The sequence below is a fragment of the Staphylococcus sp. T93 genome, from assembly GCF_016743875.1.
GTDB classification, from domain to species: domain Bacteria; phylum Bacillota; class Bacilli; order Staphylococcales; family Staphylococcaceae; genus Staphylococcus; species Staphylococcus aureus.
The window spans coordinates 2,554,002-2,580,628 of sequence record NZ_CP068247.1; the positions used below are offsets into that span (position 1 = coordinate 2,554,002).

The 26,627-nt window shown below is 33.4% G+C and carries 28 protein-coding genes, 2 pseudogenes and 1 other annotated feature; of the genes and pseudogenes, 14 read left to right on the forward strand and 16 right to left on the reverse strand.

Annotated elements, in window-relative coordinates; translation table 11 throughout:
- Window positions 1-25: 25 nt before the first annotated feature.
- The 4 genes from metE to JG553_RS12500 are packed head-to-tail and all read right to left on the reverse strand — an operon-like array spanning window position 26 to window position 6,321.
- On the reverse strand, window positions 26-2,254 hold the full coding sequence (gene metE / locus JG553_RS12485) for a 5-methyltetrahydropteroyltriglutamate--homocysteine S-methyltransferase (protein ID WP_000207614.1): 2,229 nt from the start codon (window positions 2,252-2,254) through the stop codon (window positions 26-28).
- A complete protein-coding gene (locus JG553_RS12490) occupies window positions 2,251-4,092 on the reverse strand; it encodes a bifunctional homocysteine S-methyltransferase/methylenetetrahydrofolate reductase (RefSeq protein WP_000077318.1) in 1,842 nt (613 codons plus the stop codon). Before JG553_RS12490 ends, metE begins: the two co-directional genes overlap by 4 nt.
- A complete protein-coding gene (gene metC, locus JG553_RS12495) occupies window positions 4,061-5,221 on the reverse strand; it encodes a cystathionine beta-lyase MetC (RefSeq protein ID WP_000175846.1) in 1,161 nt (386 codons plus the stop codon). Before metC ends, JG553_RS12490 begins: the two co-directional genes overlap by 32 nt.
- Window positions 5,218-6,321, reverse strand: coding sequence for a PLP-dependent transferase (locus tag JG553_RS12500; RefSeq protein WP_000655692.1), 1,104 nt, complete (start codon window positions 6,319-6,321; stop codon window positions 5,218-5,220). Before JG553_RS12500 ends, metC begins: the two co-directional genes overlap by 4 nt.
- Before the next feature lie 65 nt (window positions 6,322-6,386).
- Window positions 6,387-6,756: a binding site (T-box leader), on the reverse strand.
- A 228-nt stretch (window positions 6,757-6,984) separates the two neighbouring features.
- Between JG553_RS12500 and JG553_RS12505 the strand changes: the two genes are divergently transcribed.
- The 4 genes from JG553_RS12505 to ychF all read left to right on the forward strand — a co-directional run bounded on the left by JG553_RS12505 (window position 6,985) and on the right by ychF (window position 10,210).
- Window positions 6,985-7,830: a ParB/RepB/Spo0J family partition protein gene (locus JG553_RS12505; protein ID WP_001550052.1), complete on the forward strand. Its 846-nt coding sequence runs from the start codon at window positions 6,985-6,987 to the stop codon at window positions 7,828-7,830.
- A 156-nt stretch (window positions 7,831-7,986) separates the two neighbouring features.
- A complete protein-coding gene (locus JG553_RS12510) occupies window positions 7,987-8,868 on the forward strand; it encodes a mechanosensitive ion channel family protein (protein ID WP_001077602.1) in 882 nt (293 codons plus the stop codon).
- 29 nt (window positions 8,869-8,897) lie between these two features.
- A complete protein-coding gene (locus tag JG553_RS12515; protein ID WP_000157345.1) occupies window positions 8,898-9,101 on the forward strand; it encodes a DUF951 domain-containing protein in 204 nt (67 codons plus the stop codon).
- 11 nt (window positions 9,102-9,112) lie between these two features.
- On the forward strand, window positions 9,113-10,210 hold the full coding sequence (gene ychF, locus JG553_RS12520) for a redox-regulated ATPase YchF (RefSeq protein ID WP_001218732.1): 1,098 nt from the start codon (window positions 9,113-9,115) through the stop codon (window positions 10,208-10,210).
- 85 nt (window positions 10,211-10,295) lie between these two features.
- On the opposite strand, the gene JG553_RS12525 is transcribed toward ychF, so the two are convergent.
- Window positions 10,296-10,487, reverse strand: a complete 192-nt coding sequence (locus tag JG553_RS12525) for a hypothetical protein (protein ID WP_001052483.1) — start codon at window positions 10,485-10,487, stop codon at window positions 10,296-10,298.
- 243 nt (window positions 10,488-10,730) lie between these two features.
- Between JG553_RS12525 and rpsF the strand changes: the two genes are divergently transcribed.
- Genes rpsF through rpsR form a run of 3 tightly spaced genes read left to right on the forward strand, consistent with a single transcriptional unit; the run spans window position 10,731 to window position 11,845 of the window.
- Window positions 10,731-11,027 carry a 30S ribosomal protein S6 gene (gene rpsF, locus JG553_RS12530; RefSeq protein ID WP_001261460.1) on the forward strand — a complete coding sequence of 99 codons (297 nt, stop codon included), beginning with the start codon at window positions 10,731-10,733 and terminating at the stop codon, window positions 11,025-11,027.
- 20 nt (window positions 11,028-11,047) lie between these two features.
- Complete coding sequence (gene ssb / locus JG553_RS12535) at window positions 11,048-11,551, forward strand: single-stranded DNA-binding protein (protein ID WP_000934799.1); 504 nt, start codon at window positions 11,048-11,050, stop codon at window positions 11,549-11,551.
- Between the two features lie 51 nt (window positions 11,552-11,602).
- Complete coding sequence (gene rpsR / locus JG553_RS12540; RefSeq protein ID WP_000897044.1) at window positions 11,603-11,845, forward strand: 30S ribosomal protein S18; 243 nt, start codon at window positions 11,603-11,605, stop codon at window positions 11,843-11,845.
- A 265-nt stretch (window positions 11,846-12,110) separates the two neighbouring features.
- Here rpsR and JG553_RS12545 read toward each other — a convergent pair whose 3' ends face one another.
- A complete protein-coding gene (locus tag JG553_RS12545) occupies window positions 12,111-13,049 on the reverse strand; it encodes an Abi family protein (RefSeq protein WP_001822249.1) in 939 nt (312 codons plus the stop codon).
- Between the two features lie 38 nt (window positions 13,050-13,087).
- Window positions 13,088-13,789 (reverse strand): annotated as a pseudogene (locus JG553_RS12550) (tyrosine-type recombinase/integrase); the annotation flags it as partial.
- Between the two features lie 205 nt (window positions 13,790-13,994).
- Between JG553_RS12550 and selX the strand changes: the two are divergent.
- From selX to JG553_RS12565, 3 genes are all read left to right on the forward strand, one after another.
- Complete coding sequence (selX, locus tag JG553_RS12555) at window positions 13,995-14,606, forward strand: staphylococcal enterotoxin-like toxin X (RefSeq protein ID WP_000475326.1); 612 nt, start codon at window positions 13,995-13,997, stop codon at window positions 14,604-14,606.
- Between the two features lie 368 nt (window positions 14,607-14,974).
- The gene (locus JG553_RS12560; protein ID WP_000849177.1) at window positions 14,975-15,343 is read left to right on the forward strand and encodes a YxeA family protein; all 369 of its coding nucleotides are present in this window, start codon (window positions 14,975-14,977) and stop codon (window positions 15,341-15,343) included.
- 180 nt (window positions 15,344-15,523) lie between these two features.
- A complete protein-coding gene (locus JG553_RS12565) occupies window positions 15,524-16,096 on the forward strand; it encodes a PepSY domain-containing protein (RefSeq protein ID WP_000769720.1) in 573 nt (190 codons plus the stop codon).
- A 137-nt stretch (window positions 16,097-16,233) separates the two neighbouring features.
- Here the strand turns inward: JG553_RS12565 and JG553_RS12570 are convergent, their stop codons facing one another.
- Window positions 16,234-16,497: a helix-turn-helix domain-containing protein gene (locus JG553_RS12570; RefSeq protein ID WP_001055897.1), complete on the reverse strand. Its 264-nt coding sequence runs from the start codon at window positions 16,495-16,497 to the stop codon at window positions 16,234-16,236.
- A gap of 299 nt (window positions 16,498-16,796) precedes the next feature.
- Here JG553_RS12570 and JG553_RS12575 point away from each other — a divergent pair, with 299 nt between their 5' ends.
- Complete coding sequence (locus JG553_RS12575; RefSeq protein ID WP_000466748.1) at window positions 16,797-17,048, forward strand: GlsB/YeaQ/YmgE family stress response membrane protein; 252 nt, start codon at window positions 16,797-16,799, stop codon at window positions 17,046-17,048.
- Window positions 17,049-17,086: 38 nt separating this feature from the next.
- Here the strand turns inward: JG553_RS12575 and JG553_RS12580 are convergent, their stop codons facing one another.
- Complete coding sequence (locus JG553_RS12580; RefSeq protein WP_000211676.1) at window positions 17,087-17,296, reverse strand: hypothetical protein; 210 nt, start codon at window positions 17,294-17,296, stop codon at window positions 17,087-17,089.
- 177 nt (window positions 17,297-17,473) lie between these two features.
- On the opposite strand from JG553_RS12580, the gene JG553_RS12585 reads away from it, so the two are divergent.
- The gene (locus JG553_RS12585; RefSeq protein ID WP_000158374.1) at window positions 17,474-18,055 is read left to right on the forward strand and encodes a histidine phosphatase family protein; all 582 of its coding nucleotides are present in this window, start codon (window positions 17,474-17,476) and stop codon (window positions 18,053-18,055) included.
- 65 nt (window positions 18,056-18,120) lie between these two features.
- Here the strand turns inward: JG553_RS12585 and JG553_RS12590 are convergent, their stop codons facing one another.
- The 5 genes and pseudogenes from JG553_RS12590 to ahpC all read right to left on the reverse strand — a co-directional run bounded on the left by JG553_RS12590 (window position 18,121) and on the right by ahpC (window position 21,938).
- Window positions 18,121-18,504 carry a hypothetical protein gene (locus JG553_RS12590; protein WP_000868248.1) on the reverse strand — a complete coding sequence of 128 codons (384 nt, stop codon included), beginning with the start codon at window positions 18,502-18,504 and terminating at the stop codon, window positions 18,121-18,123.
- A gap of 254 nt (window positions 18,505-18,758) precedes the next feature.
- A complete protein-coding gene (locus JG553_RS12595; RefSeq protein ID WP_000746687.1) occupies window positions 18,759-19,385 on the reverse strand; it encodes an NDxxF motif lipoprotein in 627 nt (208 codons plus the stop codon).
- A gap of 72 nt (window positions 19,386-19,457) precedes the next feature.
- Window positions 19,458-19,694 (reverse strand): annotated as a pseudogene (locus JG553_RS12600) (hypothetical protein); the annotation flags it as partial.
- Window positions 19,695-19,829: 135 nt separating this feature from the next.
- Entirely contained in the window at window positions 19,830-21,353 is a 1,524-nt protein-coding gene (gene ahpF / locus JG553_RS12605) for an alkyl hydroperoxide reductase subunit F (RefSeq protein WP_000930486.1), read from the reverse strand.
- 15 nt (window positions 21,354-21,368) lie between these two features.
- Window positions 21,369-21,938, reverse strand: coding sequence for an alkyl hydroperoxide reductase subunit C (gene ahpC / locus JG553_RS12610; RefSeq protein WP_000052781.1), 570 nt, complete (start codon window positions 21,936-21,938; stop codon window positions 21,369-21,371).
- Window positions 21,939-22,429: 491 nt separating this feature from the next.
- Here ahpC and nfsA point away from each other — a divergent pair, with 491 nt between their 5' ends.
- Window positions 22,430-23,185, forward strand: a complete 756-nt coding sequence (nfsA, locus tag JG553_RS12615) for an oxygen-insensitive NADPH nitroreductase (RefSeq protein WP_001289311.1) — start codon at window positions 22,430-22,432, stop codon at window positions 23,183-23,185.
- A gap of 80 nt (window positions 23,186-23,265) precedes the next feature.
- Here nfsA and JG553_RS12620 read toward each other — a convergent pair whose 3' ends face one another.
- Entirely contained in the window at window positions 23,266-24,654 is a 1,389-nt protein-coding gene (locus JG553_RS12620; RefSeq protein ID WP_000991007.1) for an L-cystine transporter, read from the reverse strand.
- 84 nt (window positions 24,655-24,738) lie between these two features.
- On the opposite strand from JG553_RS12620, the gene JG553_RS12625 reads away from it, so the two are divergent.
- The gene (locus JG553_RS12625) at window positions 24,739-24,840 is read left to right on the forward strand and encodes a hypothetical protein (RefSeq protein ID WP_001789518.1); all 102 of its coding nucleotides are present in this window, start codon (window positions 24,739-24,741) and stop codon (window positions 24,838-24,840) included.
- 790 nt (window positions 24,841-25,630) lie between these two features.
- Here the strand turns inward: JG553_RS12625 and JG553_RS12630 are convergent.
- Window positions 25,631-26,587 (reverse strand): prolipoprotein diacylglyceryl transferase, encoded by a 957-nt coding sequence (locus JG553_RS12630; RefSeq protein WP_000956132.1) that lies wholly within the window; start codon window positions 26,585-26,587, stop codon window positions 25,631-25,633.
- Between the last annotated feature and the right edge of the window lie 40 nt (window positions 26,588-26,627).

Sequence of the window (26,627 nt, forward strand, 5' to 3'; positions counted from 1 at the left end):
GTTTATTATATGATAAATGCTGCGATTATTCTTGGCGTTTAGCTTTAACAGCATTCACAAGCACAGTCAATGCATCTTTAACTTCTTCTTCTTTTCGCGTTTTTAAACCACAGTCAGGGTTTACCCAGAATAATGAGCGGTCGATTTGTTGTAGTGAACGATTGATTGCTGTAGTAATTTCTTCTTTTGTTGGAATACGTGGACTATGAATATCATATACACCTAGACCAATACCTAAATCATAATTAATATCTTCAAAGTCTTTAATTAAATCACCATGGCTACGAGATGTTTCAATTGAAATAACATCAGCATCTAAGTCATGAATAGCATGAATGATTTGACCGAATTGAGAATAACACATATGTGTATGGATTTGAGTTTCATCACGAACTGAAGACGTTGCAAGTTTAAATGATAAAACAGCATCTTTAAGATATTGTTCGTGATATTCAGAGCGTAATGGTAAGCCTTCACGTAATGCAGGTTCGTCAACTTGGATAACTTTGATTCCTGCAGCTTCAAGTGCTAATACTTCTTCGTTGATTGCTAAAGCAATTTGATCTTGAACGACTTTACGTGGTAAATCAACACGTTCAAATGACCAGTTTAGAATTGTTACAGGTCCAGTTAACATACCTTTAACTGGTTTATCTGTTAAGCTTTGTGCATAAACTGTTTCATCAACAGTTAAAGGCGCTGTCCATTTTACATCACCATAAATGATTGGTGGTTTTACGGCACGTGAACCATATGATTGCACCCAACCGAATTTAGTTACTAAGAAACCTTGTAATTTTTCTCCGAAGAATTCAACCATGTCATTACGTTCAAATTCACCGTGAACTAATACATCTAAGCCAATGTCTTCTTGAATTTTAATCCATCGAGCAATTTCATTTTTTAAGAATGTTTCATATGCTTCGTCTGTAATGCGTTTGTTCTTCCAATCTGCACGGTATTTTCGAACTTCTCGGCTTTGTGGGAATGATCCAATAGTTGTTGTTGGTAAATCCGGTAAGTTCAAACGTTTTTGTTGTTGTTCAATACGTTGCGCGAATGGTGATTGTCTTGAAGTACGCACGCTTTCGAAATCATAATCTAAGTTTTTGAATGATTGATTTTGGAAACGCTCATAACGTGCTTTTAATTTATCATATTTAACACTATCGTTTTGATTAAATAGGCGACGCAATGCATCTAATTCGTCTAATTTTTCAGTTGCAAAGCTTAAGCCTTCGCCAACACTTGTATCTAATGTTTCATCATCTAAAGATACTGGAACATGTAATAATGAAGATGATGGTTGAATGACAAGTTCATTAGTGTGTGCTAACAATTTATCGATTAAGACTTTTTTAGCTTCAATGTCACTTGCCCATACATTACGACCATCAATAATTCCAGCGTATAATGTTTTTGATTTATCAAAATCTCCAGCTTCAATTTGTTTAAGGTTATAGCCATTATCATGGACAAAGTCTAAACCTATACCACCAACAGGTAAAGAACTTAAGAATTTAAGATGTGCACGTTCAAAGTATGTTTGAATGACTAATTTTTTAGCAACACCAGCTTTTTCGAAATAGTCATAAGCTTCACGTGTAATATTTTCATAGCTTTCGCTGTCGTCTGTAACTAAGATTGGCTCATCAACTTGAATGTACTCAGCACCTGCATCAATTAATGATTCAAACACTTCTTTATAAAGTGGTAATAACGTTTTAACTTTTTCTTCAAAAGTTTGGTGACCGCCTTTTGATAATTTAACAAAAGTAATCGGACCAACAATGACAGGGTGAGCGTTAACGTTTAAAGATTGGGCATATTTAAAGCGATCTAATAATACATTGCGACTCACTTTAGGCTCAACATTGTCCCATTCAGGTACGATGTAATGATAGTTAGTGTTAAACCATTTTATAAGTGCACTTGCAACATGGTCTTTATTACCGCGAGCAATATCAAATAATAAATCATCATCAATAGTTCTTCCTTGGAAACGTTCAGGGATGATGTTGAATAATAATGACGTATCTAATATATGGTCATATAAAGAGAAATCACCAACTGGGATGCTATCTAAGTGATAGTACTTTTGTAATAATAAATTTTCTTTATGTAGATCAGTTAATGTTTGATCTAATTCTTCTTTAGAAATCTTCTTTGCCCAATAACTTTCGATGGCTTTTTTCCATTCTCTTTTTCTACCTAATCTTGGGAATCCTAAGTTTGATGTTTTAATTGTTGTCATAATATTGCCTCCTTGTGAGCAGTAATAGATTTTGAGTATGCTGCAAGTTCTAATGAATCTTCGACATTTTGAAACGGTGTGATAATGTATAAACCATTAAAATATTCATGAACAGTATCGATTAAATCCTTTGAAAGCTTAAGACTTAGTTCTCGTGTTTTGGCTTTATCATCTTTAACTGCTTCAAATTGTTGTAAAATTTCATCTGACATCTTGATTCCTGGCACTTCATTATGCAAAAAGAGTGCGTTTTTGTAACTTGCGATAGGCATAATGCCTATGAAAAATGGTTTGTTCAAGTGCTTAGTGGCATGGTAAATTTCAATGATTTTCTCTTTGCTGTACACGGGTTGTGTTATAAAATAAGACATTCCGCTTTCTATCTTTTTCTCTAATCTTTTGACGGCACCATATAATTTACGAACATTAGGGTTAAAGGCGCCAGCGATGTTGAAGTGTGTACGTTTCTTCAGCGCATCACCGTCAGTGTTAATACCTTGATTAAATCTTAGAGCGAGTTCAGTTAATCCTTTAGAATTAACATCATAGACATTGGTTGCACCTGGTAAGTGACCAACTTTTGAAGGATCACCAGTTATGGCTAATATTTCGTTAACGCCAATGAGCGATAATCCAAGTAAATGGGACTGCAAGCCGATTAAGTTTCGGTCTCGACATGTAATATGTACGAGTGGTTCAATATTGTAATATTGCTTAATTAAGCTAGCAGCAGCAATATTGCTAATTCTGACAGTTGCCAATGAATTATCTGCGAGTGTTACCGCATCTACATTAGCTTTATCAAGTTTAGCGATATTTTCAAAAAATCTATCCGTGTCTAAATGTTTCGGTGTATCCAATTCGATAATAACGGTTGGACGTTCTTGAACCTTAGATGTTAATGATTGTCTAACTTTATTTTGAGATGGATTGAAAAGTGCTTTCGTTGGTATCGGAATCACTTTTTTGTCATTAACAGGTTTAAGTGTCTGAATAGATTCTTTAATAAATTTGATGTGCTCTGGCGTTGTACCACAGCAACCACCAATTAAACGAACACCTTCGCGAATTAGATTTTGAGCAACTTGACCGAAATATTGTGCATTGTCACTATACTTAAATTCACTATTTTCAATATCTAATAAGCTGGCATTTGGATAACAAGATAAGAATGCGTGCTCTGGTAATTCAATATGTGTGAAAGACTCTTGCATATGGTGCGGGCCATGATGACAATTGAGTCCCACGATGTTTGCACCACATTGAACGAGTTGTTTTAATCCTTCATTGATTGCCTGACCATTAACTAAGTAATTTGTGTTTGAAGCGGTTAATTGAGCAATGATTGGAATGTCGTATTTCTTTCTCGTTCGTGAAATGACATTTGTTAACTCTTCTAGGTCGTAATACGTTTCGAAAAGTAGCGCGTCAACGCCTTCTTCAATTAAGGTGTCTATTTGAATTTCAGTATGATAAAGAATAGTTTGTAAGCTGATATCCTCTTGTTTGATACCTCTAAACCCACCAACTGTGCCTAATATATACGTATCTTTATTTGCTGCTTTTTTTGCGATGCGAACGGCGGCTTGATGTATTGCTTTAACTTTATCTTCAAGACCGAATCGTTTTAACTTTTCAAAATTTGCACCATAAGTATTGGTTTGAATGACATCAGCACCGGCTTCAATATATGAACGATGGATGCGTTCAACTTTATCTGGATGGCTAAGATTATATGCTTCTGGACAGGTGTCTAATCCTTCAGAGTATAAAATGGTTCCTATAGCGCCATCAGCTACTAAAACATTATCTTTCAATTGTGTGAGGAATTGACTCATTGAATGCCTCCTTTAATGCGTATTTGATGTCTGCAATGAGTTCATCAGGATCTTCGAGACCAACACTTAATCGGAATAGACCGAAAGTGATACCACGTTCTTGTCTCACTTCTTCAGGTAGTGCAGCGTGAGACATTGTTGCTGGATGTGAAAGGATCGTTTCAACACCGCCCAGACTCACTGAAACGAGTGGTAATGTCAGTGCATCGACAAATTGTTGTGCTTTAGACTCATCAGCTAAACGAAAGCCAATAACGGCACCGCCATTTTTAGCTTGTTCTAAATGAGCAGTAGTGAGTCCCGGATAATAAACTTCTGAAATTTCATCTTGCTTTATTAAAAATGACACGATTTTTTGAGCGTTTTCGACAGATTGTTTAAATCTGATTGGAAAAGTTTTTAAATGTTTAGCAAGTGTCCAGCTATCCTGAGCAGATAACATATTGCCTGTACCATTTTGTATTAAATAAAGAGCGTCACTAATTGCCTCATTATTAGTTATGACAGCACCAGCAATTAAATCGCTATGTCCACTTAAAAATTTTGTAGCACTATGAATGACAATATCAGCGCCAAGTAATAAAGGTGATTGACCTAACGGTGTCATAAATGTATTGTCCACAGCTACCAGTAGTTCATGCTTTTCGGCTATTTTAGAAACAGCTTTGATATCAGTAATTTTAAAACAGGGATTCGATGGTGTTTCGATATAAATTAATTTTGTGTTTGATTGAATGGCACCCTCGATTTGTTCGAGCTTTGTAGTATCTACGGTTGTAAATTCAATATTAAATCGATTCAAAATTTGCTCAGTGAGGCGAAAAGTACCGCCATATACATCATCGGGTAAGATGACATGATCACCAGATTTGAAAGTCAAAAGTACTGCTGAAATAGCAGCAATACCTGATGCAAAAGCAAAAGCGAATTTTCCCTGTTCTAATCGTGCTAACTTCTCTTCTAAAAGTTCACGGTTAGGGTTGCCACTTCGTGCATAATCATATTTAACATCGCCACCAAGACTTGTTTGATGGAATGTTGAAGAATCATAGAGTGGTGGGTTAGCTGAATGATATTCCACACCTCTACGCCAATCGAATATCACTTCTGTCTCTTTTGAAAGTGTCATACAATCTCTCCAATCTGAGCTTTATCTAATGCTTGGATGATATCGCGTTCGATGTCTTCATAATTTTCAACACCTAGTGATAAGCGGATTAAATACTCATCAATGCCACGTTTATCTTTTTCAGCATCTGGCATATCAACATGTGTTTGGGTGTAAGGGAAGGTCACTAATGTTTCAGTACCTCCTAAACTTTCTGCAAAAATGCAAATGTCTAAATTTTCTAATAATTTAGCGACGCTATAGGCCTTGTTAAGTCTTAAACTAAGCATGCCAGTTTGCCCGCTATATAGTACTTCGTCAATTGCTTGAAGTGACTGACATTTTTTAGCAAGTTTTCTAGCGTTTGATTGCGCACGCTCAATGCGTAAATGCAAAGTTTTAAGTCCACGTAACAACAAATAACTATCTATTGGTGAAAGTGTTGCGCCAGTCATGTTGTGAAAATCAAACAACTGTTGCGCGAGTGATTCATCTTTGACGGTTACGACACCTGCTAGTACATCGTTATGTCCGCCAATATATTTCGTGGCTGAATGTAAGACTATATCAGCACCTTCTGCTAGTGGTGTTGAAAGATAAGGTGTTAAAAAAGTATTGTCGATAATTGACAATAAGCCTTTAGCTTTACAAAGTTGATAGTATGGCTTTACATCAATAGCAATCATTTGTGGGTTAGATATTGGTTCAATGAATAATGCAACTGTTTTATCAGTGATTTCTTTTTCAACTTGTTCATAATCTGTAAAATCAACGTACTTAAATTTGATATCGTATTGTTGCTCGTAAAATTCAAATAATCTAAATGTGCCACCATATAAATCGAATGAAACTAAAATTTCATCATGAGGTTTAAATAGATTACATATTAATTGAATGGCTGACATTCCACTTGATGTAGCGAATGATGCAATACCATGCTCAAGTTTGGCAAAACAGGTTTCAAATGTTGAGCGTGTAGGATTTTTAGTACGTGTATAATCAAAACCTGTCGATTGTCCTAGTTTTGGATGCTTGTAGGCAGTAGATAAATGGATTGGATTCGCTATAGCACCGGTTGAATCATCGGTTAATGTGATTTGGGCTAACTGTGTATCCTTCATATTAAGACCCTCCTATAAGAAAAAATAAAAAAAGCTTCCGTCCTTCGTACCCGAATGAATCGGATAAAAAGGACGAAAGCTTATGTTTCGCGGTACCACCTTTATTTGTTATTCCATCGCTGAAATAACCTTATTCAGTACGCATTAAAAGTAAATATGCTTACTGAACAATTATCACAATTAAAGTCAGTAAGTAAGGATATAGTAATGTGCTATCCCATACTTATTAACAAAAAATCGTGCGTAAAGAATCCAGTACGCCATTTAACATCAATGTTAATACTGTATCGCTATAACGGGCGAACCCGTAGACACCTCATATTGGCATCAACACTCCAAGGCCATTTTCAAACACGCTTTCAAAATCTTCTCTCAGCTACTAAAGACTCTCTGTATAAGCAGGGTGTGTTTTACTTTCCTCTTTATTGTGTTTACGTTTCATTAAACTGTTATAAGATATTAATTAGCTTACAGAGTAAAAAAAGATTTGTCAACAATTATTCAGAAAATTTTGATTTAAAAGTTAATTTGTTTGTGAAATTGTAATTGGTATCTTGAAGTTGAAAAATGAATTATTTTTTAAATAAAGTGTGGTTAATGGTTGTCTGACTCATTTAGAATACATAAAATATATTTAACTGTTGTTATCAAATAAAAAGTGATGTGAGTGAATTGTCAAAAAGTGAAGATCAACGTATTACTAAAACAAAAGATGAACAAATTAAGCAAATAGATATATCGGATATCAAACCGAATCCGTATCAGCCCCGAAAAACTTTCGATGAAAATCATTTAAATGATTTGGCAGATTCAATTAAGCAATATGGAATTTTGCAACCAATTGTGCTTAGAAAAACAGTTCAAGGTTATTACATTGTAGTTGGTGAAAGAAGGTTTAGAGCTTCGAAAATTGCTGGTCTAAAATACGTATCAGCGATTATCAAAGATTTAACAGATGAAGATATGATGGAACTGGCGGTCATCGAAAATTTACAACGAGAAGACTTAAATGCGATTGAAGAAGCTGAAAGTTATCAACGTTTGATGACAGATTTGAAAATTACACAACAAGAAGTAGCGAAACGATTGAGTAAGTCGCGCCCGTATATAGCGAATATGTTGAGGTTATTACATTTGCCGAAAAAGATTGCTGACATGGTAAAAGATGGGCGACTGACAAGTGCACATGGACGAACGTTATTGGCAATTAAAGATGAACAACAAATGCTTAGGTTAGCGAAACGGGTTGTTAAAGAAAAGTGGAGTGTCAGATATTTAGAAAACCATGTTAATGAATTAAAAAATGTTTCGTCAAAGTCGGAAACAGACAAAGTAGATATAACTAAGCCTAAATTTATAAAGCAGCAAGAACGACAGTTGCGAGAACAGTATGGTACCAAAGTAGATATATCAATAAAAAAATCGGTTGGTAAAATCTCATTTGAGTTTGATTCACAAGAAGATTTTGTGAGAATAATTGAACAATTAAATCGTAGGTATGGTAAATAGTTACACAATTTTATATAATAACTCTTTGTGCAAGTGTAAATAAATTGTAATCAGTGAACATTTGATTCTAGATATATTGAGACTTTCGTAGGTTGGAAGTATATAAAAATATGAATACAATATTGATATATCATATAGAAGGGAGTAACGCTTATCATGAATCAAGTCATGAATATTATTTCATCTCTATTTGAGCCATTAACAAAAATAGAAACATATGAAAACATTGCAACTAAAATCGCTATGATTGTTATTTATATTATCGTAGCCCTCATAGTTATTAAAATACTGAATAAAATGATTGAACAGGGATTTAAGATTCAAAATAAAAGTAAAAAGAGTAACAAAAAGCGCTCTAAAACTTTAATATCTCTTGTTCAAAATGTAGTGAAGTATATCGTTTGGTTTATAGTTATTACGACGATTTTAAGTAAATTTGGCATTAGTGTTGAAGGGGTAATTGCCAGTGCTGGTGTCGTAGGCTTAGCAGTAGGTTTTGGTGCTCAAACTATAGTTAAAGACGTAATTACAGGATTCTTTATTATATTTGAAAGCCAATTTGATGTAGGTGATTATGTTAAGATAAATAACGGTGGTACAACTGTAGCAGAGGGAACAGTTAAATCAATTGGACTTCGTTCAACACGAATCAATACAATTTCAGGAGAATTAACAATTTTACCAAATAGTAGTATGGGTGAAATAACGAACTACTCAATTACAAATGGTACAGCTATCGTTAAAATTCCAGTGTCTGTCGAAGAAAACATTGATAATGTTGATAAAAAACTAAACAAACTATTTACTTCTTTACGTAGTAAATATTACTTATTTGTTAGTGATCCGGTTGTTATTGGTATTGATGCTATTGAAGATACAAGAGTAATATTGAGAATATCTGCAGAAACAATTCCAGGTGAAGGATTTGCTGGAGCTCGAATTATTCGCAAAGAAGTACAAAAAATGTTTTTACAAGAAGGTATTAAAACACCTCAACCAATTATGACTGCTTATAATCATAGTGAAAACGGTGTTTAGTAGTTTATAATACATGGAGGTCATATTTAATGGCGTCAAAATATGGAATAAATGATATAGTAGAAATGAAAAAACAACATGCGTGTGGAACAAACCGTTTTAAGATTATTAGAATGGGTGCAGACATAAGAATTAAATGTGAAAATTGTCAAAGAAGTATTATGATTCCACGTCAAACGTTTGATAAAAAACTTAAAAAAATCATCGAATCTCATGATGATACACAAAGATAGGAGAATGATTAATGGCTTTAACAGCAGGTATCGTTGGATTGCCAAACGTTGGTAAATCAACATTATTTAATGCAATAACAAAAGCAGGTGCTTTAGCAGCGAACTATCCATTCGCTACGATTGATCCTAATGTAGGGATAGTAGAAGTGCCAGATGCTAGATTACTTAAATTAGAAGAAATGGTTCAACCTAAAAAGACATTGCCGACTACATTTGAATTTACAGATATCGCTGGTATTGTGAAAGGTGCTTCAAAGGGAGAAGGGTTAGGTAATAAATTCTTATCACATATTAGAGAAGTAGATGCGATTTGTCAGGTCGTTCGTGCATTTGATGATGATAACGTAACTCATGTTGCTGGTCGAGTAGACCCTATTGATGATATTGAAGTTATTAATATGGAATTAGTACTAGCGGACTTAGAATCTGTTGAGAAACGTTTGCCTAGAATTGAAAAATTAGCACGTCAAAAAGATAAGACTGCTGAAATGGAAGTACGTATTTTAACAACTATTAAAGAAGCTTTAGAAAATGGTAAACCCGCTCGTAGTATTGACTTTAATGAAGAAGATCAAAAATGGGTGAATCAAGCGCAATTACTGACTTCTAAAAAAATGCTTTATATCGCTAATGTTGGTGAAGATGAAATTGGTGATGATGATAATGATAAAGTAAAAGCGATTCGTGAATATGCAGCGCAAGAAGACTCTGAAGTGATTGTTATTAGTGCAAAAATTGAAGAAGAAATTGCTACATTAGATGATGAAGATAAAGAAATGTTCTTAGAAGATTTAGGTATCGAAGAACCAGGATTAGATCGATTAATTAGAACAACTTATGAATTATTAGGATTATCAACATATTTTACTGCTGGTGTGCAAGAAGTACGTGCTTGGACATTTAAACAAGGTATGACTGCACCTCAATGTGCTGGTATCATTCATACTGATTTTGAACGTGGATTTATCCGTGCCGAAGTAACAAGTTATGACGACTATGTACAATATGGTGGCGAAAGTGGCGCTAAAGAAGCGGGCAGACAACGATTAGAAGGTAAAGAATATATTATGCAAGATGGCGATATCGTTCATTTCAGATTTAATGTATAAACGATAGAGTGAAGTTAATTAAATAGTATATATGTAGAAGAGGCGGAATCAATTGTTCGCCTCTTTTAATTATGCGTATAATTTATTAAAAGAATGGAATAATTTTACTCGCGTTAATAATATCTTGAGTGCTGAAAAATTGTTTGCCTTCGCCAGTATAAGCAGGCTCTAAAACAAGATTAGCCTTTGCACAATAAAGCCATTCAGGATGAATACCACTATTAAGTATCTCTTGGAATTCTTGAAAATCTTTAGACCAATCAATATTTAAATTCATTCCTTACCACCTCACAACTATTATAGAACATATGTTCGCTTTTGTGAAGTGTATTTTTAAAAATATCATAGAAAGTTTCAAATGAATTAATATCAAAAATGATATGAAGAGTAGTTTGAATTATTATTGTAAAAAGTAATGGCGCATGATATAATTCTTTATTGTGAGTAATGAAAATTATTCCTTGCTTATCTGTTTTAAGATTGATAAGCCGTATAGACCACAAGGAGGTGCAAATATAAAATGAGAACATATGAAGTTATGTACATCGTACGCCCAAACATTGAGGAAGATGCTAAAAAAGCGTTAGTTGAACGTTTCAACGGTATCTTAGCTACTGAAGGTGCAGAAGTTTTAGAAGCAAAAGACTGGGGTAAACGTCGCCTAGCTTATGAAATCAATGATTTCAAAGATGGCTTCTACAACATCGTACGTGTTAAATCTGATAACAACAAAGCTACTGACGAATTCCAACGTCTAGCTAAAATCAGTGACGATATCATTCGTTACATGGTTATTCGTGAAGACGAAGACAAGTAATAATTAGAGGGGGCGTTTAAATGCTAAATAGAGTTGTATTAGTAGGTCGTTTAACGAAAGATCCGGAATACAGAACCACTCCCTCAGGTGTGAGTGTAGCGACATTCACTCTTGCAGTAAATCGTACGTTCACGAATGCTCAAGGGGAGCGCGAAGCAGATTTTATTAACTGTGTTGTTTTTAGAAGACAAGCAGATAATGTAAATAACTATTTATCTAAAGGTAGTTTAGCTGGTGTAGATGGTCGCTTACAATCCCGTAATTATGAAAATCAAGAAGGTCGTCGTGTGTTTGTTACTGAAGTTGTGTGTGATAGCGTTCAATTCCTTGAACCTAAAAATGCGCAACAAAATGGTGGCCAACGTCAACAAAATGAATTCCAAGATTACGGTCAAGGATTCGGTGGTCAACAATCAGGACAAAACAATTCGTACAATAATTCATCAAACACGAAACAATCTGATAATCCATTTGCAAATGCAAACGGACCGATTGATATAAGTGATGATGACTTACCATTCTAATAAAAATTAACGAAATTAAAGCGAAAAAATTATCAAAGGAGGCACACAATCATGGCAGGTGGACCAAGAAGAGGCGGACGTCGTCGTAAAAAAGTATGCTATTTCACAGCAAATGGTATTACACATATCGACTACAAAGACACTGAATTATTAAAACGTTTTATCTCAGAACGCGGTAAAATTTTACCACGTCGTGTAACTGGTACTTCAGCTAAATATCAACGTATGTTGACTACAGCTATCAAACGTTCTCGTCATATGGCATTATTACCATATGTTAAAGAAGAACAATAATATATAATTTATTGTCAAACCCCGTAGGCATAGGCTTACGGGGCTTTTTGTGTTTTGGGGTATAGAAAAAGGGCAAAAAAGGATGATGTGAATGTTTTGTGTTCGGAATTTGCACAAAGATATGTTTATATTGCAAAAATAATATGAATTTAGATGCATAAAAAAAGAACTACGCATTTTAAATAAAATGCATAGCTCTTCTTTTTCTTGCATACGAATTAAAATAACTCGCGAGACCTATAAGTCTCTTTCCTCACTAGATAGTTTATACTTTTGGTCTGTTGAAGTCAATAATTTTATCTAAAGCTATAAAAAATCTTTTGATAGCTAATGCATTATTATAATAGCTTTCGTTTCTTTTATATCGCTTTTGAAGTTGGTCCAAATCGTGATATCTTGCTTGGATAATTGCATTACTACAAACTTGATTATGTAATTCTAGCGTAGCGAAAGTATCTATGAAATTTTTTATTCCGAACATGTTTCTAGATATGCCTATATTATTCCCTTTTTCAAATAAATATTGAGGTAATCTACTGTCATAATTTAGATTTGCTATGATGGGTTGGTTATGAGCTGATTTGTTTCTTATATTTTTAACTAAAGGCATTAAAATATTAGCAACTCTCAATTCTTCGTCATTGTACTTCTTGTAATAGAAGTTGAGAAACGAAACGAATTGACCTAGTTGCATGAATTCAATGCAAACCCATGCGGGTGGATTTTGATAGTATTTATTCAACTTCTCGGGTAGTTGTCCTCGTTTATTCATATGCTTGAATATTTCGTTTTTATTTTTGATTTTGGTTTCCATAACTTCTTCTGGTGTTCTTGAATTTGTGTCAAAATTTGAATTGCTATATGATTTATCAATACATAAGAACTCATCTATTATTTTATAACCATCTTCTTGGTTATTTTCTGTTATTAGTTTTAAGACTAGATACTTTAAACTATGTTCAATATCTAAAGTTAAATGCAACATTGTGTATCTTAATTTCATATCTATAGTTGCTAAATCTGATAAATAAGCAAATTCTATGAAATAGCCGCCATTCTTTTTTTCGAAATTTTTTCGGAAATAAGCTAGTTTGAAGAAGTAATTATTTTTTCTAAGAATTTCATTTGCTTTTTCGGTGTCAATAATATTAAAAAATATATTCATCTGTTTTAATTTTGCTATTTGCTCATCAAAATTGAGCATAGGCTTAATTTCTGCTAGTGTATCATCTTTTTCCAATTTTAACTCCCCAATCGTTCAAATTTATTCATCATATCTTTCGCCATCTGATTAGTAACATGTGTGTATATCTCTAGATTTTTTTTATAATCTGAATGACCTACATGCTCTTGCATTGCTTTTAAGTTAATTCCTAATTGAGCAAGTGTAGATATATGCGAATGATGTAATGTATGCGTCGTTATAGGTTTCTTAATAGAACTAATATCAGCGCCCCCCTTTAATAATGTGGCTAATTTTGTTCGAGTCGATAGGGCTACCAGACGTATTTGTGAATATGTACTCTCTATCAATAAACTTATCATTCCAAGCATAAGTGTTCTTAGTAAGTCGATGCTTTGGGTAGTGAGCCCTGTGGCCTTATAGCTATTACTTCTTTCAGTTGTCTCCTTTACTCCGAATGCTCCCGTCTTTTTTCAGTTATCCAATTAACTTTACCGTCGATATCTAGCGTTTTATCTTCATAGTTTATATTTACTCTCTTTATTGCAAGTAGCTCACCGATACGCATGTCATTAGCAATTTGAAACTGTACCATAGCTTTTACCATTTTATAATTACGTTTTGTCGTTGGATATTTTTATACTTAATTACATAGTCGAAACAATCCAGTAACTCCTTAACTTCATTATCTTCTAATGTGTTATTATGTTTAGCTAGTAACGCATCACTATAGGGATATCTATTTTATCTATTACACATATAACTTTGAATTGCTTGCTATTTTAAATTAACAAATTTTATTCTCTTAGATTTTGTCCAATTATGTGTAGACGATTTATAGTTATTAAATTCAGAGTGGTAGCAAATTAAAGTTAATCAAGAGTTAAGATGAATTTAATTCATGAACACGTCTATTATTTTTATAATTGTAGCAAATAAAGCTTTACATCAAGGAGGTAATTAAATATGTTCAAAAAATATGACTCAAAAAATTCAATCGTATTAAAATCTATTCTATCGCTAGGTATCATCTATGGGGGAACATTTGGAATATATCCAAAAGCAGACGCGTCAACACAAAATTCCTCAAGTGTACAAGATAAACAATTACAAAAAGTTGAAGAAGTACCAAATAATTCAGAAAAAGCTTTGGTTAAAAAACTTTACGATAGATACAGCAAGGATACAATAAATGGAAAATCTAATAAATCTAGGAATTGGGTTTATTCAGAGAGACCTTTAAATGAAAACCAAGTTCGTATACATTTAGAAGGAACATACACAGTTGCTGGCAGAGTGTATACACCTAAGAGGAATATTACTCTTAATAAAGAAGTTGTCACTTTAAAAGAATTGGATCATATCATAAGATTTGCTCATATTTCCTATGGCTTGTATATGGGAGAACATTTGCCTAAAGGTAACATCGTCATAAATACAAAAGATGGTGGTAAATATACATTAGAGTCGCATAAAGAGCTACAAAAAGATAGGGAAAATGTAAAAATTAATACAGCCGATATAAAAAATGTAACTTTCAAACTTGTGAAAAGTGTTAATGACATTGAACAAGTTTGAAATTAAGCTAAATTAGTATATATAGTGTTTTATCGCTAATACTTTGAAAGTTAGGTATCTAAAGGTGCCTAGCTTTCTTTGTTATGATTAGCACCATCATATAGAAAATTCTTTAATGACGTTTATGCCGAAATCTACAAAAATAATTTCTCTTTTATGGTTAATCAATATGTTTTTACATTCGACAACCTTAAAATTAACTTCTTTCAATTTCATAATAAAGTCTCTATAAAATAACTTAGTTTAAAAACGATTCGTATCTTTCAGATTCAAATACCATCATTTTCTCCTAATACTTACACTTTAATTACAATTATGTAAGTTGTTTTCAGATACATCCTATTTTATATTTTGTCAGAGGTGATCTTTTGAAAACGATTTTAAAAACAATAACATATCTTGTACTTACTATCATTGGCGCTTATGCTGCTTTATTCATTTTAAAAACAATAGACTCCCATGGTATAACAGATCAATTTAACCCATTAGTAAAGAAGGATGATTCTTATGTTAAAACGACAGAGGTGTCTACTAGAATGGATGATCAACTCCGAAGTTATAGTCAAAGTGTTTTTAATAAAGAAGGGAAAGAGACGCAATTAATGTATACTGCTACATTTGATGTTAAACCGCATAGATACTTGAAAATTACACATAAAGGTCATCATGTAGAAACTTTTGAAGAAGTTGAAAAGGAAGAAGTACCAAAGAAAGCATTAGACAAACTGAGTCGATAATAGCATGCTTATATTACATGGTTCATTTATAAAAGGAGTACGAACGAAAGTAACGCATGACGATTAATTTAAAAATATTTGTAATAATTATGAATAAAATTAAAAACAAGGGGTAATACAATCTATATAGCATATAAGCTTTTGTTATGAGTTTCAAAAATAGGAAGAGAGAGTGATATTATGAAATTAAAATCATTAGCAGTGTTATCAATGTCAGCGGTGGTGCTTACTGCATGTGGCAATGATACTCCAAAAGATGAAACAAAATCAACAGAGTCAAATACTAATCAAGACACTAATACAACAAAAGATGTTATTGCTTTAAAAGATGTTAAAACAAGCCCAGAAGATGCTGTGAAAAAAGCTGAAGAAACTTACAAAGGCCAAAAGTTGAAAGGAATTTCATTTGAAAATTCTAATGGTGAATGGGCTTATAAAGTGACGCAACAAAAATCTGGTGAAGAGTCAGAAGTACTTGTTGCTGATAAAAATAAAAAAGTGATTAACAAAAAGACTGAAAAAGAAGATACAATGAATGAAAATGATAACTTTAAATATAGCGATGCTATAGATTACAAAAAAGCCATTAAAGAAGGACAAAAAGAATTTGATGGTGATATTAAAGAATGGTCACTTGAAAAAGATGATGGCAAACTTGTTTACAATATCGATTTGAAAAAAGGTAATAAAAAACAAGAAGTTACTGTTGATGCTAAGAACGGTAAAGTATTAAAGAGTGAGCAAGATCACTAAAAAGATTCGTTGCATTAACGCTTGTAAAATGTCTTAATTCATATTAATTAATAAAATACCCTCACAACGTAATGTAATATATCCAGTATAGATTTGAAAGGATATATGCCAAACGTGTTGTGAGGGTTTATTTGCATCTATTTATCCATGCGAATATCGACTTCTTCTAAATGTTTCTGATATTCTTTAACCTTACTTTCTAAAAACATTTCATATGGTGCATCAAAGAAGTCAGCTAAATGCATGGCATCTTTAAATTTAGGTTCATGGTGATGATTCTCCCATTCCCAAATTTGATGTGCTTCATATTTAGTACCATATTTCTCATTTAATTGCTGTGCTAATTCGTCAATTTCTAAATTATGTTTAGTTCGTAAGTTATATAAAATATGCATATTCATTGTTCATTAACCTCGCTTCTTGATTTAAAATTCAAAGATGCTCTAATAATATGTGTATATTCTAGTCCTATAACATAAAATAATCAAGCTATGAATTCGGCAGAAAAAATAATGTAAATGTATATGATATTATCGGTACAGAGACTTTAAATAACGATAGCTACATTGAATAAAATTGATATTCAATTACTACTTTTAAAAATATTTGGATAAAAATAATTTGAATTTGTTTTAGAATTGTAAATAAGGGGTACTACTTAGAATAACGCAAAATAAATAGAAAAAGGAGACTGAAAATTATGTTTGGATTTATTGGAATGTTAATTGTCGGTGGCTTAATTGGATGGGCTGCTGGTGCTATTATGGGTAAAGATATCCCAGGTGGTATTTTAGGCAATATTATCGCAGGTATTATTGGATCATGGGTAGGTGGCAAACTATTCGGACAATGGGGTCCTGAATTAGGAAGTATTTACATCTTGCCAGCATTAATTGGTTCAATTATCTTAATTGCAATCGTAACGTTAATTTTAAGAGCTATGCGTAAATAATAAAAAAATTCAATTGGAAATTGAAATAAAGATGGCATTCAGTTGTCATCTTTTTTATTTGCGTGAAAATGGTCAATATGTATTATAATATTTGAAAATGTAGATAAGATAGGATTAAAAAGTAATAAATTAATATGAGGAAATTTTGGAAATAAAAAAGCGAGTATTTGACAAATAAAAAAAGGATGACGTTGGGTTGCGCCATCCAGGAGTATTATGTTCATGAATATAAAAGACTGTGTAGTCATTTAAGAACTACACCCATATAGTAACACATCACTTGATTAAAGACAATACTATTTTTAGAGTCATTAATTTAAAATATGAATTAATTCTTTTTTTAGAATAGAATATTAAGATTGATATCGAATTAGTAGTCAAAGTGTTATGGTAGATATGAAATACATAAGGTAAGGAGTAATATTATGACGATTTATTTAGTTAGACATGGCGAATCAAAATCGAATTATGATAATAAACATTTTCGATCTTATTTTTGTGGACAATTAGATGTGCCGTTAACGGATACTGGCACAAAAAGTGCAGACGATTTATGTGATTATTTTAAAGAGAAACAGATTAAACATGTATATGTTTCAGACTTATTAAGAACACAGCAAACGTTTGAACATATTTTTCCATATGACATTGCATCAACGACTACCCCTCTATTAAGAGAACGTTCACTTGGCGTATTTGAGGGTGAATATAAAGATGAAATCAGTGCGAATCCGAAATATGAAAAATATTTCAATGATCCAAACTTTAAAGACTTTCGTCATAGTTTTTCACAAAAAGCGCCTGAAGGAGAAAGTTATGAAGATGTATATCAACGCGTAGAACATTTTATGAATCATGTTGTCAATGAAGATACACAAAAAGATGATATTGTCATTGTTGCACATCAAGTTGTCATTCGTTGTTTGATGGTTTATTTTAACAAAGTTTCAAGGGCAGAAGCTGTGGATTTAAAGGTAGAAAATTGCAAACCATATATCATTGAATAGAAGTATAGAGGTTCTGAAAAACTGTGTTTTATAGCGGCCTTCAGAACCTTTTTTTCATTTGGAATTTAAGGGGAATCATTCTTTTCAACAGACTTACCACCAATGGCTAATGTGATAATTGTGCTTGTGAACAAAATAATTGAAGTTATAAATGACGCTAATGTAAAAGGTGTAAATTGTGTGAGCGATAATATCAATGATAAAAAGAACCAAGAGATAGCCCCTAGAAATTGTAAAATAGCAGAAGAAATTCTAAAACTCATATAATCATATATAGCTAAAACAAGTGAAGGTAATGCGACTAATACCATTATAATGATGTTGAGGGTGAATAAATATGGCTGTTCAAAAGTTACTGTGTTTGGTCCTGTTGGATGCATTGCTGCTAAGAACAAGCAAACAATCGTCGATAAAATTGCTAAAATAATAAAAGTAATTCGAACTTTCATCATGATCATCCTTTGTTTATAGAGTCAATATAAGTATGGAATATGTTAGGTATATAGTCAAATGCGTCAACTAATGGGAATTTTGGCATAGATAGAGAATTTAAGGCAATTAAAAAGGCATCAAACAGTAATATGCTGCTTGATGCCCAAATGATGACTTTAGCTAAATTGATTAGTCACTTTTAAAGATAAAGAATTGTCATGAATTAAAACTCATGTAATGATGTGTTACATTTCGCAATGATGGCTTTCAGTTATTTATCGATAACATCACTCTTGATACCTTTAGATTTTAAGAAATCTTTAATTTTATCTTGTTGCTTTTTATTAACATCACCGGCATATTTTGTTGGCACGTCGACAACATTGATTTTATTTTGCGGTTGATAGCTAAGCTTTTCAATATCTTCATCAACATTGGCGATTGTACTATTTAAAGCTTTGAAGTAATTCATCATTAATTCAACGGGTTTCTTATATTCTTTAGGAATATTGTTTTCAGTGACAAATTTCTTGAAATGCAAATCGTTTTTAACAGCTAAGTTAGATAAGTGGCTAAGTGTTTCTGCTTGTTTTTCAGTCACTTTTGTTTGACTGTCAATTTGTTTATCTAGTTTATGTTGCATAATATATTTGTTATCAAGTATATCGCTATTTACAGACAAATACTTTTCTATAGCTTGCTTCATCTCTGCATCACTAATATCACTATTTTTCTTATCTGAGTTAAAGATATCTTTTGTTTCTAATTTTTTAGCGCTTTTAGGTGCATGGATGCCAGTACTTGTATGATGATCTTCGTTATCAGATTGATCGGACGCGCAACCTGTAAGAATTAATGTCGATGCTAAAAATGTACTTAGTAGTAATCTCTTTTTCATAATGTAATATAACTCCTTAGTTTATCTTTAATTGAAAAAATATGTATTCATGTTTAATAGAGTAACATTGAATTAGTTTGGAATGTCACGATGACCTTGCAATGACCATAGACGTAAATGATTACGTGCATGAGTTGCTTTTTCTATCAATAATGCATCATTTTGGACGTTGTTAAGGATAGCTTTATCTATAAATAACTGCATAATTGGTTGTACTAATTTAGACGTAGGTATCGTACGTAAAAGCATAATAATTTCGTTCACATACTTTTCTTTCTCAATATCATTTTTCATATTGATTTGTTTGCGAGAGGTACATACTTTAAGCATTATCGCACATCTCGTTGTATATATTAAGTTTATCATAACATGATTTTATGTCGGGATAAAAAAATAACAGCATCTTAACAAATGTAAGATACTGTCAGTGAAATGAATGAAACTTTAGTTTCTGATAATATAGTCAAAGGCATTTAATGCTGCATTTGCACCAGCGCCCATTGAAATGATAATTTGTTTGTTCTTCTGATCTGTGACATCGCCAGCAGCAAATATTCCAGGAACATTCGTATTATTGTTACGATCAATCACAATTTCACCACGTTCGTTTAATTCAACAGCATCGTTTAACCATGATGTGTTTGGAAGTAAACCAATTTGAACAAAGATACCATCTAAGTTAAGTAGATGTTCTTCGCCGGTGTTCATGTCTTCGTAACGTATACCTGTAACATGGTCTTCTCCGACAACTTCAGTAGTTTTGGCATTTGTTTTGATATCAACATTTGATAAAGAACGTAAACGATCTTGTAACACGTTGTCTGCTTTTAATTCGCTAGCGAATTCGAATAATGTAACATGATTAACGATACCAGCAAGGTCAATTGCTGCTTCAACCCCAGAGTTACCGCCACCGATAACTGCTACGTCTTTATTTTCAAATAGAGGTCCGTCACAGTGAGGGCAGAATGCAACACCTTTATTAATCAATTGCTCTTCACCTGGAATGTTTAGCTTACGCCAACCTGCACCAGTAGCAATAATGACTGTTTTACTTTCTAAGACAGCACCGTTTTCTAACGTAACTTTAATTGCTTCGTCAGTCTTTTCGATATCTGTAGCACGTATACCTGTCATTGCATCAATGTCATATTGATCAATGTGCGCTGCTAAGTTAGAAGAAAATTCAGAACCAGTTGTTTCTTTAACAGTAATGAAGTTCTCAATACCAGCAGTATCATTAACTTGGCCACCGATACGATCAGCAACTATACCAGTACGTAAACCTTTACGTGCTGTGTAAATCGCTGCACTACCACTAGCAGGACCACCACCAACGATTAAGACATCATAAGGTTCTTTATTTTCAAACTCAGATGCATCTGCCGTACTGCCTAGTTTCGAAAGAATATCTTGGATTGTCATACGACCATTGCCAAATTCTTCGCCATTTAAAAAGACAGCAGGGACTGCCATGATGTTTTCAGATTCTTCACGGAACACTGCACCATCAATCATAGAATGCGTGATGTTAGGGTTGATCACACTCATTAAGTTAAGTGCTTGAACGACATCAGGACATTTTTGACACGTTAAACTAATGAATGTTTCAAAATGGAATGAACCTTCTAATTTTTTAATTTGGTCAATGATTGACTGTTTTTCTTTAGGTGCACGACCACTAACCTGTAAAATTGCTAAAACAAGTGAGTTAAACTCGTGACCTAATGGAATACCTGCAAATGTTACACCTGTTTCTTCGCCAGGACGATTGACTGAGAAACTTGGTGTACGTTTTAAAGATTTTTCAGAAAGAGATAGTCTAGGTGACATATCAGTAATTTCTGTCAACAAATCTTTAAGTTCTTTGGATTTATCATCTGAACCAAGGCTGGCAACGAATTCAACGTTGCCCTCCATTAGTTCTAATAGTTGTTTAAGTTGTTGTTTTAAATCAGCATTAAGCATGGTTGTAATGCCTCCTTAGATTTTACCTACTAAATCTAAACCAGGTTGCAATGTTTTAGCGCCTTCTTCCCATTTAGCTGGGCATACTTCGCCAGGGTTTTTACGAACATATTGAGCTGCTTTGATTTTGTGAGCTAATGTACTAGCGTCACGGCCAATTCCGTCAGCGTTAATTTCAGATGCTTGTACAACACCGTCTGGGTCGATAATGAATGTACCACGTTGAGCTAAACCAGTAGCTTCATCTAATACATCAAAATTACGAGTGATTGTTTGTGATGGGTCACCAATCATAGTGTAAGTGATTTTGCTAATTGCATCTGAATGGTCATGCCATGCTTTGTGTACGAAGTGAGTATCAGTTGATACTGAGAATACATTTACGCCTAATTTTTGTAATTCTTCATATTGGTTTTGTAAGTCTTCTAATTCAGTTGGACAAACGAATGAGAAGTCAGCAGGATAGAAGCATACTACGCTCCAAGAACCTTTTAAATCTTCTTGTGTAACTTCTTTAAATTGATCTTTTTTTGGATCGAAAGCTTGCGCTGTAAATGGTAAGATTTCTTTGTTAATTAATGACATAAATATCTTCCTCCTAAGAATTTAAGTATGAATTAGAACTATCAATTGATTGCGCTTAATTATAATAATTCTAATCTCTTAGTTAGCATTATTACATTTTGATCCAGAATAGTCAACTGGATAACTTTGTAAAGTGAATGATTACTTTTAAAATAAAGAAAGATAATATAAAGTGCTTTGATAATGGATTTTGTAGTTGATGATTTAAAAGGTTGTGTCTATATTTAATATCTTGATTTTAATGTAAAAAATGTAAAAAAAGAAGATTTGTATTCTCAACTAAGTCAACCTTATTGATAATGGTATGAGAATATTTGTTCGAGATGGATGAAGGTAATGAGTGAGAAACTGGATTTTTAAAGTATGAGACAATATTTTAAAAAGTTCAATTATTAACTTATAAGCAAATAATTGCTATAAAAAAGTTTGGACGTGTACAATTGCAATATGAAGATTTTAAATTAATTGTAAAGTATCGAGGAGTGGGTAACGTGTCAGAACATGTATATAATCTTGTGAAAAAGCATCATTCTGTTAGAAAATTTAAGAATAAACCTTTAAGTGAAGACGTTGTTAAGAAATTGGTAGAAGCTGGACAAAGCGCTTCGACGTCAAGTTTCCTGCAAGCATACTCAATTATTGGTATCGACGATGAGAAGATTAAAGAAAATTTACGAGAAGTTTCTGGACAACCTTATGTTGTAGAAAATGGCTATTTATTCGTCTTTGTTATTGATTATTATCGTCATCATTTAGTTGATCAACATGCTGAAACTGATATGGAAAATGCATATGGTTCAACGGAAGGTTTGCTAGTAGGTGCAATCGATGCAGCATTAGTTGCCGAAAATATTGCGGTAACTGCTGAAGATATGGGGTATGGCATTGTCTTTTTAGGATCATTAAGAAATGATGTTGAACGCGTTCGAGAAATTTTAGACTTACCTGACTATGTCTTCCCGGTATTTGGTATGGCAGTAGGGGAACCCGCAGATGACGAAAATGGTGCAGCCAAGCCACGCTTACCATTTGACCATGTCTTCCATCATAATAAGTATCATGCTGATAAGGAAACACAGTATGCACAAATGGCAGATTACGACCAGACAATCAGCGAGTACTATGATCAACGTACAAACGGGAATCGCAAAGAAACATGGTCGCAGCAAATTGAGATGTTCCTAGGAAACAAAGCAAGATTAGATATGTTAGAACAATTGCAAAAATCAGGCTTAATACAGCGATAGCAAGATACCAAAATAACCCGCCCCCCTCTAGCTTAAAATGATAAGTATAGCTAGAGGGGGCGGGTATTTCTTGCAATGAATTAGTGTGAAGTTAATGCAGCATTATCATTTGAATCGAAAGTATCTTTATCCCAATGTTTAGTTAACTTGGCGGTACCTGTACCAGCTAGCATTGAATCGTTCACGTTTAATGCTGTTCTACCCATGTCAATCAATGGTTCAACGGAGATGAGCACGCCGGCTAAAGCGACTGGCAAGTTTAACGTTGACAACACCAATATGGATGCAAATGTAGCCCCGCCACCGACGCCAGCAACGCCGAATGAACTAATAATCACGACAGCGATTAACGTTACAATAAATTGTAAATCAATTTCTACATTAGCGACGGGTGCGACCATAATTGCAAGCATGGCAGGGTAAATGCCTGCACAACCATTTTGTCCAATCGACAATCCAAATGTCGCAGCGAAATTGGCAATACCTTCTGGCACGCCTAGACGTCTTGTTTGTGTTTGTACATTCAATGGTAAGGCACCCGCGCTTGAGCGTGATGTGAATGCAAAGATTAATACTTCCAAAGTCTTTTTAACATAGCGAATTGGGCTAATACCTAACAGGCTTAAAATAATTAAGTGAATGATATACATCGTAATTAATGCAGCGTACGATGCGATTAAGAATTTTCCTAAAGTCCAAATGGCGCCAAAGTCACTTGTCGATAATGTGTTGGCCATAATTGCTAATACACCGTATGGCGTTAAACGTAAGACGAACGTCACAATCGCCATTACTAGTGAATAGATAGCGTCAATCGCACGCTTAAGCAATTCACCATGATCAGGTTGTTTGCGTGCTACGCGTAAATAAGCAAATCCTATAAACGAAGCAAATATCACGACAGCAATCGTGGAAGTTGCACGTTGTCCAGTGAAATCTAAGAATGGATTTTTAGGCAATAATTCCAAAATTTGTTGTGGTAACGTATGTGCTGTTAAATCTTTCGCTTGTTTAGCAATTTCGCTTCCACGTGCTTGTTCAGCGTTACCAAGGTTAATTGTTGATGCATCTAAACCAAACACCAAGGCATACACAACACCAACAATCGCAGCAATGGTGACAGTGCCAATTAAAAAGATAAAAATGAGACTACCAATTTTAGCAAACTTTTCTCCGATTTGAATTTTAGTGAATGCAGCTACAATAGAAATGAAAATTAAAGGCATAACAATCATTTGCAACAATGCAACGTAACCTTGTCCGACAATGTTGAACCAGTCACTTGTTGATGTAATAACATTCGAATGTGTGCCATAAATAAGATGCAATAACACACCGAATACTATACCAATCCCTAAAGCTGTAAACACACGTTTCGCAAAAGATATATGTTTGCGAGCCATCATGTGCAATATTACGATGAAAATCACCAATACAATAATATTAATCAGTGTAAGAAAAGCATTCATGAACGTCACTCCTTAAATTTTTGAATATAATTCCGACTAGTATGCTAAGAATAATATTAATTTTAAAATATTTCAAGAGGGCATTTGCAATTAAATGTAAACATGATGAAATTCGACCGTTGGCATAAGGGGATTTGTAAACAAATCGTTTTGAATTCAGTAGTGATAGGTGGAAAGGGTAAATAGTGTGATGAGCTAGTCGATTAAAGTTAATATTTGAAAATGAAGCAGGGCATTAAATGCAATAAATTAAATAAGTTGTCATTAAAGCATTAATAATAGAAATGATTTTAACAGGAAAAAAGTGATGAATATTTGGAAAAGATATATATCGTGCACTGTCATGAGAGATAAGATATGAGAAAACAAATTTATCCTTGAATCGAGATGTGGCTATGGCGGTTTGATAAAAATTGCTAACCTCATATTTATTGAATGAAAAGATAATAAATGATCAACCTTGAAAAGACGTTTCGAACAAACACGTTGTAAAAAATTCTGTCGAATCAAAATTAGCATCTTTTGAGTGTTCGTGTGTGCAGGTGGTAGTTCAAAAGCTACCGTAAACAAATATTTTTGTTTGAGCAAAAAGGCGTTTGTAGTAAATGTGAATATGAGTGTGCACTTGTGCGATTCGTCAGTTACTAACACAGCCAAACATTTAAATTGAATGGACTTATTAAGATGAATCTATTTAGAAGTACACAGAAGCCATCCCATTTAAAAGTAACATACTATAAAAATTTATTCAAAATTCAATATTAATCATAATGAATAATTAAAAAACCTGAAACAAATTAGTTTGATATGCTCTCTTCAAAGTAGATATTGAATGGAGTATATCAGCTTGTTTCAGGTTTTATGAATTGAGTATTAAATTTGAAAGTAAATTACAGTTCTATAGGTTTATAAAAATCAGTTTTTAAATCAAAGCTATATATGAATTGAGTATTAAATTTGTGTTCAAATCACAAGTTTACAGGTTGAATAAACGTGCGAAGAAACCTTTTTTCTCTTCTTGAGGTTTTGGTTCTGACATTTCTGACTGTGAAGCTGTGCTGTCATTTTCTGCTTTCGCTTCCAATGAATCGTTCGAAGTAGCTTGTTTAGAAGCTTCTGCATGGGCTTCTGCTACTTGTTGTTCAGCATCATGTTGCGCTTCTGCATCTACTGTAGCTTCTTTATTTGAAGTCTCAGCTGCATTGTCATTTTTAGACTGCTCAACGCTGGCTTTTTCAATTGCTTCAGTTGCAGAAATTTGATCCTCTTTATCTACTTTAGTAGCAGTGCCATCGCCTGCATTTTCTGCTTTAGTATCCGTCTTAGCGTCTGTTGATGTATTCACTCCAGCAACCTTCGAATCTTTACTGTCAGCTTTATCTTCAGTAACAGCATTCTTTTCAACTTTATTTGTTGATTCAGCTAATGCTTTTGCTTGAGAGGCTTGCGCTTCTTGGATAGCCTCTTGTGATGTTTGGATGGCTTTTAAGGATTCGCTATTTGAATCGATTTTAGATGTAAGTTGATTTTGAAGTTCTTTTAATTCTTGTTGTTGCTGATGTACTTGATTCATCATTTGACCAAGTAGGTGACGTTCTTCGCGCATTTTCTGGATTTCTAGGCGTAAATCTTCTACTAGTTGAGCGACATTTTGATTAGTAGGTAAGTTTTTGTCATCGTTTTTGACAATGACTTGCAGGAAGTCTTTTTCTTTTTCTAATTCATCAAACGCTAGATCATAACTATTTGTTTGTTTTACTTTGTCGGCAATGTCTTTGAAAAGCTCGATATCTTCTTCTTTGAAATCAGTTGCTTCACGACCACGATATTCAGTCTTGCTTAGTTGGTAACCACGTTCTTCTAAATGTTGAACAATTTTACGTACTTGCTTCTCACTTAGTTCTACGCGTTGTGCAAATTCTTTAGTTAACATACTTTAAAGTCCTTTCTGCATATACTTTATGTATACTGAC